Source organism: Parahalioglobus pacificus, assembly GCF_014652275.1.
In the GTDB taxonomy this organism is placed as follows: Bacteria; Pseudomonadota; Gammaproteobacteria; order Pseudomonadales; family Halieaceae; genus Parahalioglobus; species Parahalioglobus pacificus.
This window is the reverse complement of record NZ_BMYM01000005.1, coordinates 50,236-64,444: the sequence shown is the minus strand read 5'-3', so window position 1 is coordinate 64,444 and position 14,209 is coordinate 50,236. Positions and strand designations below refer to the sequence as shown.

The following is a 14,209-nucleotide window of genomic DNA, read 5'->3' as shown; positions in this document are numbered from 1 at the left end:
TGCGCACCATCAGCTCCGGTGGGGCCTTGAATCCCCTGGGCTCCGGTAGGCCCTTGAATACCTTGTGCACCGGTGGGACCTGTCGGTCCGGTCGGCCCCGTTGCGCCGACGCCTGTACCGGGTGCGCAGTTTGTAATTTGTCCCGTCGCCAGGTCGTAGCACAGTGGGTCACTATTCTGAGGTGTCCCGCTGACGTCAGGGAGACGCACGACGCCTCGAACATTCACTGCACCGCCGGGCGCAGGCGCAATAACCACGTCTTGGGAAAGCGGAGTGGTGGCGTAGCCCAGCGATGTTAGCGAGGCTATCGCGATTGCCAGGCGCTTGCGCTGCAAGCGCGCATTAACACCTCGGGGGAAGCGTGTCATGCGTTATGCGCGGCTCGTGTAGACGGGAGTTTCCTGCGAAGTGCTAGTCCAACTAATGCGATGAGCGCAACCAGCGCAGGTAACGGAAGCGTATCTACAGGAATAGGTGGCGCTATCTCAACAAACCAGTTGAGAAGATTACTGCCTCTAACCGAGTCGAAGGCGGATGGCACATCCGGGGCGATGGTCTCGCCGCCGCTCGCGTCGTTGTCGCTCACATCAACTGACTGGATAGTCTGGCTGGCTCCCGGTTTCAGTACGAAGGCTGCGCTACTGCCGGGCGTGCTACTGCGGATCAATAAACGGTTGCCGCTAGCACCAGTTAGGCTGAGCGCGTTGTTGAACGTTTGTGTTGACGAGGATGCAATCGTTAGCTGCTTACCGGTGCCTGAGTTCGCGGAGAAAGCGGCGAACGTGTTGTCGCCTATGATTTGCGATTCTGTGGCGCCACAGCCGTCGACTACCCGAACTGTACCCGAGCCGGGAACGAAGGTGCCGGCGTTGCTCCAGTTACCAGAGAGTGAGACCAGGCCCGATCCACCATCGAGTGTGCCACCGCTGATACTGACGTTGTTTGTGCCGGTTACCGTGCCTGAGCCTACCTGAAATTGACCCGCCACGTTTACATCACCACAGCCGGTTGTCAGCGTACCGGCTCCCAAGACAAAGCTGGCGCCGGATGCGACAGTCACAGTTTGTGAGAGCGCGGGGCTGGTAAAGCAGGCGCATGCGATGGCCATGAACACGCCATATCGAGCGTGTCGCCAGTAGAAGCGATCAAATTGCATCGGAGCGGTCATTTTTTAAATACTAATACTAGCGAACATTAACACTTAACGTGGATCGCGGAAATGCTTGTTATTACGCATATCTTCAGTTCGTGAACTGGCGCAAACTATAGCGATGAGTTTCACAGTGACCAAGCTAGTTTCATTGTGTATTTATCCGCTGACCCAATCGATGTTGTTGTGTTTGATCGGCATCCTTGTCATTGCGGTATCCGTGAGAGGGCGCCTGTTCGGGTTGCTTGTCCAGGCACTGGCGATGGTTTGGTTGTGGATAGCATCAACAGCGTTGTTCGCCGATGCGTTGATGGCCTCACTGGAGGCCGATGCACGCCCGAAAACTGTCTCTGCGCTGCCCGACGCACAAGCAATTGTGGTGCTTGGCGGCGTAGACAGGGGAGACGTGCATTTCGGGACGCTGCCAGACTTACATCATGCCGCCGACAGGCTGATTTATGGCGCCAAGTTGTTTCAGGTGGGCAAAGCACCTCTTGTAGTCTTGAGCGGCGGTTCCCGCGATGACGAGCGGCCCGAGGCTGAACGCATGCGCGACATCATGCACGTGATTGGCATTCCAGATGAAGCTTTGTTACTCGAGCGTAACAGCCGGACCACGGAAGAAAACGCGGTCTATGCGGCCGCTCTCCTCGGCAATAAGGGCATCGAACGTGTTTTATTGGTGACATCGGGCTACCACATGATCCGAGCCCAACGCTGGTTTGAGAAGCAGGGCTTTGATGTTATCCCCGCGCCCACTGATTTCCAGGTGATACTCGTTAAACCCTCCGTACCGCGATGGCTGCCTACCGCGCAAGACCTCGCGCGCACCACCCGTGCCCTGCATGAATATGCCGGTCTGGCCGTGCAGGCTGTGAAGTAGCCCCCAAAAAGTCGAGATAGAGTGTGAACTGGTTCCACAACAGACACATTTCCGCGAACGGCATCCATCCTGTGGTCTAGGCTTTAGGTGTCCATATTCGACGGGTTTAACTGACGATGGGTTTACCAGGCACGGCTTTTCACACGAGCAGCCGCCACCTCTTGCAGGGAGGCGCTGCTATCGTATGCGTGGTCTTGTTACTGCTTGCGATGCCGATACCTGCGAGAGCCGGCGTAAACGCAGCCGAGCAGCCCCGCATTGGTCAGCAGGCGCTAATGCGTGGCGTATCTGTCTCGGGCATGTGGAAGTTCCAACCGGGTGACAATGCCGAATGGGCCCTTCCCAGATTCGATGACACGAGCTGGGTAGATAGGCGTCTGCCGGGCCGCTGGCCAGAGGGTGGATACCCCGAGACCAATCAACTCGCCTGGTATCGTTTGACGGTCAAACTTGACGTGCCAACGCCACAAGATTGGCCAGCACAATTTCAACTCGCCCTCAAAACCGGCAAAGTGATGAGCGCCTTCGAGGTCTACGCCGGGGGTAAACTTATCGGCGGTGTGGGCGCGCTGCCGCCGTTAGCTGAGCTAAATTATGATCGTGTTCGCGTGCTCGCGGTGCCATCGTCCGCAGTTGCAACTGATGGAACACTGGTGCTGGCGTTGCGTGTATGGGGTGGTGACGCCGGGATCACCGATGCGTGGGGCAGTGGCCCCTATTACGGTGATTTCATACTGGGCAATAACGCCGACTTGCTGCTGTCAACAGCACGCAGCGAGCTACCTGGTCTGCTGGCCAGCCTATTATTTATCGGGTTCGGTATTTACCACACATACCTCTACCGCAGGAATCGGCAATTTCGCAGCTATCTCTGGCTAGGGTTACTTGCCATCAATATTGGGATTTACGGAATCACGCTGAATCAATGGAAGTACGCTATAGACTTCTCTTTTCTGGTGTGGAAAAAAATTGAGTTTGCGGCGATCTATATTTTCCCGGCCGTCGTGATTCAAATGCTATGGACACTGCTTGATACTCAAATCAGGCAGTGGTTGCGCATTTATCAGGCCACATTCGTGGTCTTGTCGTTGGCTGCGATATTGATCCCAGGCATGGCGGTACTGTGGTCTACTTTGCCGTACTTTCAACTATGGTCCCTGCCTCTTCTTATTCTGGGCTCTGTCCTCCTCATCAAGCGTTTCCGCGACGGGCACCCCGAAGCGAGAACGTCGATATTGGGGGTCATGATCTTTGCGATGACCTGTGTCAACGATTTGCTGATAGACCTGGCGCAAACAGACACGATGCGCCTGATGCCGTTTGGCTTTGTCGCCATCTTCGCTGCCATGGCCGTGTCGCTGGCTAACCGTTTTACAGCAAACGTCTCGCGTCTCGAGGATGAGGTGGCGGAACGGACCCGGGCGCTGAGTGTGGCCAATAAACGCCTTCAGGAGATGGCGCGTATCGACCCGCTCACCAAATTGCTCAACCGCCGTGGTTTTACTGAGGAAGGGTTGAGCGAAATCCAACGCGTGTTCAGAGGTCGCCGAGAGTTCGCTTTGATGCTATTGGACATCGATGATTTCAAACGCGTGAATGATCGATTCGGTCATGCCTGCGGTGATGCCATTTTGCAGCAACTCGCGGGGTGCCTTCGTGGTGCACTTCGTGAGGTTGATGTCATCGGGCGCTGGGGCGGCGAGGAGTTCATCATCTTGCTACCGCAGACGAATGAGCGTGGGGCCTCGACGGTGGCTGCGAACCTGAGATCAACCATCGCCGGTTATGGCTTCGCCCATGATGGCGTCAGCCTTTCGATTACCGCCACGATTGGTGTATCGCTGCACCGCAAAGGTGAATCGCTGGATGCGTGCATGGCCGCTGCTGACCGCGCGATGTACGCGGGCAAGGCGCAGGGTCGCGATCAGGTGGTGTTCAGTGACTCAGCCGCGGCCGTGGAGAGTGTGGCCGGCGCCCGCGAAGTAACACCCCCATCCGGGGATGCCAGCTAGCCCGACGCGCTGTCACTTAGCTCAGTGGTAGCGCAGCTTGTATTGACTGTAGCTAAGGCCTGTCCAGCGCCGGAAAGCGCGGTAGAAACTATTGACCTCGAGGTAGCCCAGCTCATCGGCCATGCACTTGCCCGGCAGCCATCGTTCCCTGAGCTTTTTTTCGCAGCGGTACTGGCGTGCCCTGTCCAGCAGGAATTGGTAGCTGGTGTGATCCCCTCGTAGCCGGCGACGCAGGGTGGTGCAACTGATGCCGAGTGACTCAGCAACCGACTCCGACCGCAGACGCGATAGGTCGCCAGACAGCAGAATGTGAAGAACCCGGTCCGTGGTTCGAGACAGAGGCTGAAGGTAGTTGCGACCGCTAGATTCCTCAAGCTCATGGTGCGCTCTGCCACTCGACAGTGCCTCGCGCCGTGCCTCTGATCGTATGTGTGGAGCTGGATTGCCTGCTGTGAGTCGGGCCCGGCGCAGTAGCTCCGCGCTTTGCATGATGGCCATGATGAACCTCCCTGTTCGCTCATGTTCGATACGTTGTCTGACGCCATCCGTGGTCATCAGATGTTTAGAAGACTAGCAGTGCTCTCGCAGGACGCCAGCGGCTGAACGCTTTTGATGGTGGCCGCGGGGAGTGGCCAACAGTGATGAGAGCGTGGGCGGTCGCAACGGACTGCGCGAGGTAGCCCCATGTTCGTTACGTCAGGGGTTATGTTGGGGTTGCGAATTCCGCCAGCGGGCTGTTGTTATCGTTGGGGATGGGGCAACCCATTACGGCTGCGAGTGCTCTAACCAGCTCACGCTCTTTCTCACACACGGTCCCGTCTTCGCTGGCAGCCAGCGCCATGGCCTTGAGTATTCTCGGCTTGAGCAGGGGGTAGCAGGCTCCCAGTTCATGGGCCGCGCGGCTGAACGCCGCCACCGAGCATTGCTCCATTGGCAGTAGCATCAGTTTCGGCATGTCCAACTCATCCACGCCACATTTGAAAGCAGCCTCGGCATCACCGCTCCCCTGATAGGCCAGTACAGACAGTACAACTTGCAGATGGAAGCGAACTTTTGCCAATCGCCGGTAGCGGTATTTATGCGGTTTCACCTGAACAAACTCGGTATCGAGATAATGCCGGAGCAACTGAAACAGACACCACTCACCGAGATCAGTGCGTTTGTCGGCCTGGATAACGCGCAGCACAGAGTTCTTGAAGGTCCGATACTGCTTTAGAGACATGGTTTTCAGGGCGGGGATGCAGATCTCCAGCAGAGGCAACCGTTGACCCGCGTCTAACTCCTGAACGGCGGGTGAGAGCGTATTCACCAGTTCGGTTTGGCCTAACACCCCGGCCCCGGACAAAATTCGCAGCTGGTGCTGCTTAATGTCTTCCTCGGGCGCGATGAGTAGCGAGAGAACCAGCGCGCTTGCGCCCAGTGGTTCGTCGGCATAGCGGGTGAGCGCCGACGGCAGGGCTGCGTTCTCGGTCGGTGTTCCCCCGGTTTGCTGTTCGCTTGCGCTATCGGGTTCGTCAAATGTGGCATCAGGCCCGCTTTTGGCCGCTATATCGCTTTCGCCAAACTCGCGCAGTGTTTCCGGCGATAGCTCACTGTCCTTGAACTGCCGGTAATTGCCGGCATCGGCCAGGGCTTCCTGAACGCCCGCGACATTACCTGCCGCTGCCGCCGCCGCTGCCGCAACGATCGCCGCGCGACCAGCCCCCACGCTGTGTGCACCGGGATGGCTGGGTTGCTCCTGATAATGTTGAATGCGGCGTTTGATGTACTCCCCATTCCACCTTCTGTCTACACGGCGTATCCGTTCATCGAGCGGCGGATGGGTGGCAAACTGCTGCCACAGACGATGCTCTACTTGACCAAAAAAGATGTGTGAAAGCTCGTTTGCTCTCGCTGCATGCACGAGAGTACCGGGTATGTATCCGCCGATGACCTTCAATGCGTCTCCGATGCCGTCAGGGTCTCGCGTGTACTGCACGGCGCTGGCATCCGCTAGAAATTCCTTCTGGCGGCTGATCGCCGCCTTAATGAACCCGGCGGCAACACCGCCCAGCCAGCCAAGAATGAACAGTGCCAAACCCAGTAGTGGCAGTGCGGCAGCGCCCTCATTGTTCTGCCGCCTCATCCCGGTACGGTGGTAGACGCCGGCGCGCATCAACAGGTGCCCGACATCGCCAATGAAGGTGATGCCTTTCAACAGTGCAGCCAGCCGGATATTGAGCTTTATATCGCCGTTAAGGATATGGCTGAATTCATGGCCGATGACACCCTGAAGTTCGTGACGCTTCAAATGTTCCAGTGCGCCGCGCGTCACAGCGACCACCGCATCTGCGGGCACGCTGCCGGCGGCAAAGGCGTTGATACCGCGCTCGGTGTTTAACACGTAGAGTGGCGGCACCGGCATATTGGCCGCCAGGGCCATCTCCTGCACGATATTGAGGCACCGTCGCTCTGCTTTGTCCCGCGTTTGTGGCAACACGCGTGTACCGCCCATGCCTTCGGCAATAGTTTTACCCCCCGAGGAGAGCTGCAGCCATTTGAGGAAGGCAACCAGTGCCACGGTGGCTGCGATACCAAGTCCGGTAAAGCCGGCCCGCTCCCAACTGAAGTATCGTCCCAGGGAAGCGAGCGTTAGCTCGCGTTCGGCGTCCCCGGCATACAGGAAGACGGCTACGGCAAGGTTTGTGATCAGGATGAGGCCAACCACGGTGACAAGGAACAACGCCGTCAGCAGACGCGTATTGCGCCGGGCAAGGTCCTGTTGCTCGAAGAAGTTCACGAGATACGGTTATCGCGAGGGGTTGATTCGCCGGGCGGTAACGGGGCCCGGCGGATAGCGCTAGAAACTGACGCTGGGTGCCGCCTGAATTTGCGCCGAGTCTTCGAACTCCAACAGTTCTGCATCGGCTGGGTGGCCGAACTTGGCGGCAAAGAATAAAGGCGGAAAGCTCTGGCGATAGGTGTTGAAGGCCATAACGGCGTCGTTGTAGCCCTGGCGTGCAAAGGAGATTCTGTTCTCAGTGGTAGTGAGCTCCTCGGAGAGTTGCTGCATATTTTCACTGGCTTTGAGGTCCGGATAGGCTTCCATGGTGACGTTCAGCTTGCCCAAGGCGCCCTGCAGTGCGTTTTCTGCACTGGCGAGCTTGCCCATCGCCTCTCCGCCGATGCCGCCTTCGCCCATGGCGGCCAACACAGCGGCTGCGTCGTTGCGTGCAGCAGTTACCGCTTCCAGCGTTTCCCGCTCGTGCGCCAGATATCCCTTGGCAGTCTCTACCAGATTGGGGATCAGGTCGTATCGTCGCTTTAGCTGTACCTCAATTTGCGAAAACGCATTCAGATAGCGGTTTTTCAGAGTAACCAGCGTGTTGTAGATACTGACAACGTAAAAAATCAGGCCCAGTACGATCAGCCAGAAAACAATGGTCGAAAAATCCATGGCGCTTCCCTCGAAGTATGGGTGTTACGTCGAGTGTAACAGCCAAATCGTAGGAAATTGAAACGGCGCTGCTGTCCGAGCGCCGCCCATACGCACACCAGATCGCCAAGGCGACAGTATCAGTCGCCCAGGCCGCACTTCAATGCAGGGCCGTCACTGTAACAGGCACGCCGTTGATGGCGGCATTGCCCGAGAGCTGATCAATGTACTGTTCATCGGTGACGTCATTGCATGAGACACCCGCATGACGCTCCGCAGTGTCCATCTGTATGCCGGTGCGGTGGTGACCAAAGCCATGGGGCAGGCTCACGACACCGGGCATCACGGATTCTGTAGCTTCAACGACAACCTCAATACTGCCCACTCTGGAGTTTAGCGTAGCGCGGCCACCGTCTTTAACGGCGTGTGCGGTCATATCCTGTGGGTGCATCATCAGTGTGCACCGCGGCTTGCCTTTTACCAGGCGATGGAAGTTATGCATCCAGGAGTTATTGGAGCGCACGTGTCGCCGTCCAATGAGGCGCAGACCGTCGGCACCGGGTTCGTTGAACTCGTGTGCCAGCCGCTGAAGATCCGCCAGCGCATCAGGCGCTGCGCAGTGAATGTGCTTATCGGATGTCATCAGGCGCTCAGGTAACTGCGGTTTGAGTGGGCCAAGATCCACGCCTGAAGGCGCAGCTTTCAACGCGGAAAGTGATAATGCGTGGTCGCTACCCTGAGCCTGGCTGTAAGGCCCATACTGCAGGGCCATATCCACAAGTTCATGTGGCGCAGCGGCTGCCCGCGGTTCTTCTCCCAGTCCCTCCGCAACGCGGTTACCCAACTCGGTGAAGATTTCCCAATCATGCAGCGCATCTTCAGGTTTATCGAAGACGGGTAAGTTGTACCGAGCTGTGTTGCGGATGGCATTGATGTGAAAAGCCATATCGTAGTGGTCGTGTTCCATCGGTGACGTGGGCGGAAGAATGATGTCTGCATGGCAGGTGGTTTCATTGATGTAAGGGTCAAGCGACACCATGAAATCGAGTTTAGGTAGCGCTTGCTCCAATTGTGCCCCATTGGGTGTTGAGAGCACCGGGTTACCTGCACCCGTAAACAGGGCTCGAATCCGACCCTCGCCCTCGGTTGCGATTTCCTCTGCCAGGGCGGCCGAAGGGAGTTCTCTGTCAAACTCGGGCAGGCCCCGAACCCGGCTTCTGTGTCGGCCGAATCCGCCAGGGCCAATAGCGGCCACCTGATCGACAGCGGGCAGGGTGAAGAGTGAGCCTCCTTCTTTATCAAGGTTGCCGGTCGCCACGTTGATGACCTGAATCAGCCATTGGCACAGTGCGCCGTAAGCTTGGGTTGAGACCCCCATCCGTCCGTAGCAAATGCCTGTTGGTGCAGCAGCTAACTCTCGCGCAATACGCTCGATCGTTTGGGAATCGATGCCACAGTGTGCTGCCGCTCTCTCTGCGGTAAATCCAGAGATGGCTGCCGCAACTTCCTCAAGCCCGCTGGTGTAGGCGGCAAGGTGTGCTGGTTCGGCGAGATCCTCGGTAAATAGCGTGTTAAGAATGGCCGCGAGGAACAGCGCATCGGTGCCGGGTTTGATAAACAGGTGCTCATTGGCAAGTTCCGCAGTCTCAGTTTTTCTGGGATCGATCACCACGAGTTTCCCACCACGGGCTTTCAGGGCTTTAATGCGTTTGCGCACGTCCGGCACTGTCCAGATACTGCCATTGGACGCGATGGGGTTCGCGCCTAGCATGAGGAAGTAGTCTGTACGATCGATGTCGGGAATGGGAAAGAGCGACTTGTGGCCAAACATCCAGAGCGACGTCAGATGATGGGGTAGCTGGTCCACGGAGGTTGCTGAAAATCGATTCTTCGTGCGGAAAAACCGGAACAGATTGTTTTGGTGTGTGAGCATGCCGTAGTTGTGCACGCTGGGGTTGCCCAGGTAAACGCCCACAGCGTCTGCGCCATGGTCTCGTCGGGTCTGCAGCAGTCGCTCTGCCGTTTCGTCCAGTGCCTCCTGCCAGGAGAGGGGTTGCCACTGGGTATTGCCATCCGCATCAGTTACTTTTTTCACCGGTTGGCGCAGACGGTCAGGATCCTCGTGCAAATCCCGTAATGCGACCGCCTTGGGGCATATGTGACCGCGGCTCAGGGGATCATCGGGGTCGCCTTTGATGGACACAATGCTGTCGCCCTCAGTCTCGATAACAAGACCACATATCGCCTCGCATAAGTGGCAGGCGCGGTAGTGTGTGGATGGCATGGCGAATTCTCCGGCGGTGTTGCGCTGACCCATTGGCACCCATATGTAAGCGCGCGAATGAACATCGACCCACTATAACAGCGAACTGTCACTGGAAAACCCCGCCAAGCATGTTCTCGCGTTTAGGTATTTGAGGTGGTACAGCGTTGCCACGCCCCAGAGCGTACTAACACTCTGCTAGACTGTACTCTCGCCTCAATGTGAAAGCACCATGGAAGATATCTGGAATCGTTATCGCGCAAGCGACTTCTTTGATGAGTTAATTACAGAGAAGGGCGGCGCCCGAGTAGCGGCGCGTCAGGCTGTGAATATGTTGCGGAAACTTAGTGGGGCGGAGCTCGCCGCTCGGCAAGAAGCCTCCGAGGTGGCTATTCGTGATATGGGAATATCCTTCACGGTCTATACCGAAGGCGGCAATATCGATCGCGCCTGGCCCTTCGATATCATCCCCCGAATCATTCCCGCCAAAGAGTGGTCTCGGGTGAGTGACGGGCTTGTACAGCGCACGCGCGCCCTTAATTGCTTCATCGACGATATTTACAATAAGCAGCGCATACTCGCCGATGGGGTTGTGCCTGCTGAGATTGTGCTCGAATCACCGAATTTTAAAGAGCAATGCATGGGTATGTCGCCGCGCCACGGTGTATGGGCTCATATTTGCGGCACCGATCTTGTGCGTAATGGCGATGGGAAATTCTACGTACTTGAGGATAACCTTCGGGTGCCTTCGGGTGTTTCCTACATGGTGGAAAACCGCGAGATCACCAAGCGCGCATTGCCGGAGCTGTTTGAGAACCACAGCATCTTGCCGGTGGATGACTATCCCTCGCAGCTTTACAGCACACTGGCGTCACTCTCGCCACGGGAAAGGCGGAGGCCTACCATCGTGGTGTTAACGCCGGGCATATACAACTCTGCTTATTTTGAACATGCGTTTCTCGCTCAGGGTATGGGTGCGGAGTTAGTCGAAGGGACTGACCTGTTTGTGGGTGACGATGAATGCGTCTATATGCGTACCGTCGATGGCCCAGCCCGTGTGGATGTTATCTATCGCCGTATCGATGAAGACTTCATGGATCCTGAAGCGTTTCGAGAGGACTCAGTTCTGGGTATCCCGGGTTTAATGCGAAGCTGGAAGGCCGGGAAGGTCGCCATTGCCAACGCCCCTGGCGCTGGGGTAGCTGACGATAAAGTGGTATACGCCTATGTGCTGGACATGATTCGCTACTATCTAAGAGAAAAGCCGATAGTGAATAGTGTGCCCACCTATTTGTGTATGCGAGAGGCCGATCGAGAGTATGTGCTGGCCAATTTGAAGAACCTTGTGGTCAAGCCTGCGAATGAGTCAGGCGGCTACGGCATTATGGTAGGGCCACACAGTGATGCAGCAACGCATAAGAAGTTTGCGAAGCTCATTGAGGAAAACCCGCGCAATTACATCGCCCAGCCGACACTGTCGTTATCGACTGCACCCACCTTTATTGAAAACGGTGTAGAGCCGCGACACCTGGACTTGCGCCCGTTCATCCTGCAGGGAAAGGACAGCTGGGTGACGCCTGGGGGCTTAACCCGCGTGGCGCTGGTCAAGGGATCCTTGGTGGTCAACTCGTCGCAGGGCGGTGGCAGCAAAGACACATGGATTGTGGAGGGCAAACGATGACTATGCTCTCCAGCGTTGCTGAACGCCTTTACTGGATGGCGCGCTATCTTGAGCGTGCAGAGGATACCGCGCGCCTTGTGAGTGCTTACAATCACCTGATTATGGATATACCCAGTGGCTCTGAGCCGGGCTGGGACATCATGGTGAAGATTCTCGATGCGCAGGAACAGTTTGCGCAGCGCTTTCGTGTCGCTAACGAGCAAAATGTGCTCAAGCTGCTGCTGGCGGATGAGGAATCACCCTGCAGCATTCCTTACTCAGTAAAAGCGGCGCGTGAAAACGTGCGCACCACACGAGATGTGCTCCCCGAAGATGCCTGGGAGCTGATGAATGAGCTGCATATTTTTACCCGCGACAATGCTGAGAAGTCAGTGGGGCGCCGCAATCGGCACGCATTCCTGGCTGAGTTTGTCTCTCGCTGCCAAACCCTGAACGGGCTGATTCAGACGACGCTCTCGCGTGACCATGCCTACCGTTTTATCAAGCTGGGACAACTGCTCGAACGTGCGGATATGACCACACGGGTTGTCGATGTGGGAGCCGGGGACATCCTTGATCGCGAGGGAAACTTCGCAGCCATAGACCCGCTGTTGTGGTCTTCGCTGCTGCACGCTCTGTCGGCCATGAGTGCCTACCGACGTCAGGTGGGCCCGCTCATCGAAAAGAACGCTATGGTGGACTTTGTCTTTATGGAACCCGCCTTTCCGCGATCGGTGCGGTTTTGCATACGGGGAATTCGCGAAGAGCTCGGGCCGCTCAAGAATAACGGTGCAACGCTTCGTAGCATCGAACGTATCCGGCGGCGCTTGCGTCGTTTTCATGCCGAGCAGGTGAGCAGGGCAGAGTTGCACGCGTTCATTGACGAGTTTCAGCATCAGGTTAATCTCCTGCATCGATCCATAGACGCAACCTGGTTCCAGCCGGAAGCCTGATGAAGCGGTTTTACTGCACCTGCGGGAACCAGGTGTTTTTTGACAGTCATCGCTGCCTTAACTGCGGTGCGGTATTGGGTTTTGACCCCGAGGCTAGGGCCATGGTGCCTCTCGAATCTGCAGAACACCTTACATGCTGTTCGAATGGCAGTGAGTATGGTGTCTGTAACTGGTTGCGCCCGACCAATTCGGAGCAAGCCTTGTGCACCGCCTGCCAGTTCAATCGCACTATCCCCAATTTGTCGGTAGCTGGGAATCGCGAGCGATGGGCCGTATTGGAGGAGGGAAAGAAGCGACTCTTCTTTACCCTCATGCAACTTGGACTGCCTTTGGAAAACGGTTGGGCTGATCCACAACGCGGACTGCTCATGGATTTTATGGAGGATGCCCGTAGCAATCCTGGCCTGTATCCAGAGTCTTTTGTCTCCACTGGCTATTTGGGTGGTGTAATCACAATCAACACCCTGGAAGCCGATGACGCGGCGCGTACCGAAGCGCGCATGGAGCTGCGCGAGAGCTATCGCACGGTGCTAGGCCATCTACGACATGAGTCGGGTCATTATTACTGGTCATACCTGAACCCAGACGATGTGCTGCGCCAGCGTTTTGCGATGGTATTCGGTGACGAAACGGTGGACTATCAGACCGCGCTGAAAAGCTACTACGATCTGGGGCCGGCTGAGCACTGGCGGGAGGCGTACATTAGCGCCTACGCCAGTGCACACCCTTCTGAAGATTGGGCCGAGACCTGGGGCCACTACCTGCACATTTACGACGCTCTTGAAACGGCCGCTGCGCACGGACTGTTACCCGATGATCCTAGCGTCATGACCATTGGGCAGCGCATTGCCGCCTGGCAATCACTGAGCGTGGCTCTGAATGAAATGACCCGCAGTGTAGGCCGCGGCGATGCGTACCCGTTCGTGATCGGCGAGAGAGTGGCTGAGAAACTGCAGTTCGTAGACGAGGTTATTCGTCTTCTGCGAACACCGCATCCAGCGTAGGTAGATTGTCGAAAGCACTGCGTATGCTGTCATCCCAGCTCTCGCGGACTTCTGCCAGATAAGGGTGGTGCTCTTCCAGTTTGCAGTACCGCTCATTGGGCTGAAGACTGTCCTTGCGATAGAACAGACACTCTAAGGGTGGGCCGACGGTAGCGTTGGAACGCATGGTGGAATCCACCGATACAATCGCGCAGCGCATAGCTGTTTCGAATGGCGTTTCTGGCCGAATAATGCGATCCAGAATCGGCTTTCCGTACTTGGTTTCACCAATCTGCAAATAAGGGTGCAGATCCGAAGCGGTGATGTGGTTACCTTCGGGATAGATCATGTACAGCTCAGGGGAATGTCCCTTGATCTGACCGCCGAGAATAAAGGTGGCAGCGGCATTGAATCCCGCGTTGGGGCCGCCCTGTTCCTGATACTTGCCCTGCTCTTCCACACTGAGCCTGCCCACGTAGTCGGCCACATCAGAAACGTAGCTCGCCTTCAGGATGTTGAACTCGGCGTCCTGCTCCAAATCCCGCTGAATCTGAGACACCACGGCTTGACTAGTGGCAAGGTTTCCAGCCGTCAGTAGGACCAGCGACCGGTCGTACGGCACAGAAAAGCGGTGCATCTTGCTGTAACTGCTGACACGGTCCGCGCCTGCATTGGTGCGTGAATCAGAGCAAAAAACGAGGCCGTCCTCGAGGGCAATAGCGAGGCAGTAGGTCATAATATGGAGTAGGGGTGCTGTCCCGTGATAACGCGAGTTGAATATAACGGGCTGTTGAGATAAATGCTATCCGCGGGGTCTACTTCGAATAAGGAAACGTACGCTCTGCCTCAAGACAAGGGTCGCGCGCGCAGACTTAGCCGGCCGAGAGTCC

General features: G+C 56.7%; 11 protein-coding genes and 1 pseudogene. 5 read left to right on the top strand and 7 right to left on the bottom strand.

Annotated features, from left to right (window positions below; translation table 11 throughout):
- Both IE089_RS15805 and IE089_RS15500 read right to left on the bottom strand, forming a co-directional pair.
- Positions 1-368 (bottom strand): annotated as a pseudogene (locus IE089_RS15805) (hypothetical protein); the annotation flags it as partial.
- Complete coding sequence (locus IE089_RS15500) at positions 365-1,108, bottom strand: hypothetical protein (protein WP_189478763.1); 744 nt, start codon at positions 1,106-1,108, stop codon at positions 365-367. The gene IE089_RS15500 and the pseudogene IE089_RS15805, both read right to left, overlap by 4 nt.
- Positions 1,109-1,283: 175 nt before the next feature.
- Between IE089_RS15500 and IE089_RS15495 the strand changes: the two genes are divergently transcribed.
- A complete protein-coding gene (locus IE089_RS15495) occupies positions 1,284-2,033 on the top strand; it encodes a YdcF family protein (RefSeq protein WP_189478762.1) in 750 nt (249 codons plus the stop codon).
- A 275-nt stretch (positions 2,034-2,308) separates the two neighbouring features.
- Positions 2,309-4,045: a sensor domain-containing diguanylate cyclase gene (locus tag IE089_RS15490; RefSeq protein WP_189478761.1), complete on the top strand. Its 1,737-nt coding sequence runs from the start codon at positions 2,309-2,311 to the stop codon at positions 4,043-4,045.
- A gap of 21 nt (positions 4,046-4,066) precedes the next feature.
- Here the strand turns inward: IE089_RS15490 and IE089_RS15485 are convergent, their stop codons facing one another.
- The 4 genes from IE089_RS15485 to IE089_RS15470 all read right to left on the bottom strand — a co-directional run bounded on the left by IE089_RS15485 (position 4,067) and on the right by IE089_RS15470 (position 9,744).
- The gene (locus IE089_RS15485; protein WP_229802812.1) at positions 4,067-4,543 is read right to left on the bottom strand and encodes a helix-turn-helix domain-containing protein; all 477 of its coding nucleotides are present in this window, start codon (positions 4,541-4,543) and stop codon (positions 4,067-4,069) included.
- Between the two features lie 205 nt (positions 4,544-4,748).
- Positions 4,749-6,824, bottom strand: coding sequence for a M48 family metallopeptidase (locus IE089_RS15480; protein WP_189478760.1), 2,076 nt, complete (start codon positions 6,822-6,824; stop codon positions 4,749-4,751).
- Positions 6,825-6,884: 60 nt separating this feature from the next.
- Positions 6,885-7,481, bottom strand: coding sequence for a LemA family protein (locus IE089_RS15475; protein WP_189478759.1), 597 nt, complete (start codon positions 7,479-7,481; stop codon positions 6,885-6,887).
- A gap of 139 nt (positions 7,482-7,620) precedes the next feature.
- Positions 7,621-9,744: a molybdopterin-dependent oxidoreductase gene (locus tag IE089_RS15470; protein ID WP_189478758.1), complete on the bottom strand. Its 2,124-nt coding sequence runs from the start codon at positions 9,742-9,744 to the stop codon at positions 7,621-7,623.
- 211 nt (positions 9,745-9,955) lie between these two features.
- Between IE089_RS15470 and IE089_RS15465 the strand changes: the two genes are divergently transcribed.
- The 3 genes from IE089_RS15465 to IE089_RS15455 are packed head-to-tail and all read left to right on the top strand — an operon-like array spanning position 9,956 to position 13,340.
- Positions 9,956-11,404 carry a circularly permuted type 2 ATP-grasp protein gene (locus IE089_RS15465; RefSeq protein WP_189478757.1) on the top strand — a complete coding sequence of 483 codons (1,449 nt, stop codon included), beginning with the start codon at positions 9,956-9,958 and terminating at the stop codon, positions 11,402-11,404.
- Positions 11,401-12,336, top strand: coding sequence for an alpha-E domain-containing protein (locus tag IE089_RS15460; protein WP_189478756.1), 936 nt, complete (start codon positions 11,401-11,403; stop codon positions 12,334-12,336). Before IE089_RS15465 ends, IE089_RS15460 begins: the two co-directional genes overlap by 4 nt.
- Positions 12,336-13,340 carry a zinc-binding metallopeptidase family protein gene (locus IE089_RS15455; RefSeq protein WP_189478755.1) on the top strand — a complete coding sequence of 335 codons (1,005 nt, stop codon included), beginning with the start codon at positions 12,336-12,338 and terminating at the stop codon, positions 13,338-13,340. Before IE089_RS15460 ends, IE089_RS15455 begins: the two co-directional genes overlap by 1 nt.
- Here IE089_RS15455 and IE089_RS15450 read toward each other — a convergent pair.
- Positions 13,306-14,055, bottom strand: coding sequence for a proteasome-type protease (locus IE089_RS15450; protein ID WP_189478754.1), 750 nt, complete (start codon positions 14,053-14,055; stop codon positions 13,306-13,308). The genes IE089_RS15455 and IE089_RS15450 overlap by 35 nt on opposite strands.
- Between the last annotated feature and the right edge of the window lie 154 nt (positions 14,056-14,209).

Excerpts from the sequence above, each read along its gene's own strand:
- IE089_RS15500 (WP_189478763.1), bottom strand. The coding sequence starts at position 1,108 with ATGGCCATCGCATGCGCCTGCTTTACCAGCCCCGCGCTCTCACAAACT.
- IE089_RS15490 (WP_189478761.1), top strand. The coding sequence starts at position 2,309 with ATGCGTGGCGTATCTGTCTCGGGCATGTGGAAGTTCCAACCGGGTGAC.
- IE089_RS15485 (WP_229802812.1), bottom strand. The coding sequence starts at position 4,543 with ATGGCCATCATGCAAAGCGCGGAGCTACTGCGCCGGGCCCGACTCACA.
- IE089_RS15475 (WP_189478759.1), bottom strand. The coding sequence starts at position 7,481 with ATGGATTTTTCGACCATTGTTTTCTGGCTGATCGTACTGGGCCTGATT.
- IE089_RS15470 (WP_189478758.1), bottom strand. The coding sequence starts at position 9,744 with ATGCCATCCACACACTACCGCGCCTGCCACTTATGCGAGGCGATATGT.
- IE089_RS15465 (WP_189478757.1), top strand. The coding sequence starts at position 9,956 with ATGGAAGATATCTGGAATCGTTATCGCGCAAGCGACTTCTTTGATGAG.
- IE089_RS15460 (WP_189478756.1), top strand. The coding sequence starts at position 11,401 with ATGACTATGCTCTCCAGCGTTGCTGAACGCCTTTACTGGATGGCGCGC.
- IE089_RS15455 (WP_189478755.1), top strand. The coding sequence starts at position 12,336 with ATGAAGCGGTTTTACTGCACCTGCGGGAACCAGGTGTTTTTTGACAGT.
- IE089_RS15450 (WP_189478754.1), bottom strand. The coding sequence starts at position 14,055 with ATGACCTACTGCCTCGCTATTGCCCTCGAGGACGGCCTCGTTTTTTGC.